The organism is Lysinibacillus sp. GbtcB16, assembly GCF_019091145.1.
Classification (GTDB): domain Bacteria; phylum Bacillota; class Bacilli; order Bacillales_A; family Planococcaceae; genus Lysinibacillus; species Lysinibacillus fusiformis.
This window is the reverse complement of sequence record NZ_JAGXJV010000491.1, coordinates 1-265: the sequence shown is the minus strand read 5'-3', so window position 1 is coordinate 265 and position 265 is coordinate 1. Positions and strand designations below refer to the sequence as shown.

General features: G+C 49.8%; 1 protein-coding gene. It reads left to right on the top strand.

Annotated elements, in window-relative coordinates; translation table 11 throughout:
• Positions 1 to 29: 29 nt before the first annotated feature.
• On the top strand, positions 30 to 265 hold a 236-nt coding region (locus tag KVT27_RS25010), incomplete at its 3' end, for a sigma-E processing peptidase SpoIIGA (RefSeq protein ID WP_217582209.1).

The window sequence follows — 265 nt, the reverse complement described above, 5'->3', positions numbered from 1 at the left end:
ACTATGTGCTTGCCTCTTCCTCTGATGTGATGAAAGGAATCGTATTCACACAATCCGGCGTGCCGATGTTTCAGATGCAAATTGGCAGCATTCTGTTTGTCTTGCTGCTGCTCATCCCTTTGCTATGGTGGTTCAGAACCGTTCTGCAAAGCACGAAGCAGCGCGAGGTACTGACTACATTCGTAGCGGAGGTAACGATCCATGTGGGGGATTATACGGCAACGTGCAAAGGGTTGATCGATACAGGCAACCAACTGTACGACCC